Genomic DNA, 291 nt, shown 5'->3' with positions numbered 1-291 from the left:
TCGCTGATCGGGGCTGCACGATCGTTGACCTGGACACCGGCGAAGTGCTCTTCGGCGGGTCGTAATTTCCAGCTGCCGCGTTCCCTATCCTGCACTGGGGAAAAGGGGGTGTAGGGGCACAGCCCCTACGGTGACGCTCTGGCTGTCGTGTCGGTCGATGTACCTGGCTAATCGGTCGCGGCGACGCCCTATGGCCGCCTGCGCCGGTACGTCGCGCCTGCAAACCGCTGTAGGAGGACCGTACTGGCCACAACGGAGCGTTATGCGACGGTGGGGCCGGGACGGGCCGCA

It is taken from the genome of Henriciella mobilis (assembly GCF_003576285.1).
Taxonomy (GTDB): domain Bacteria; phylum Pseudomonadota; class Alphaproteobacteria; order Caulobacterales; family Hyphomonadaceae; genus Henriciella; species Henriciella mobilis.
The sequence above is the reverse complement of the archived record's forward strand: the minus strand, read 5'-3'. Positions refer to the sequence as shown.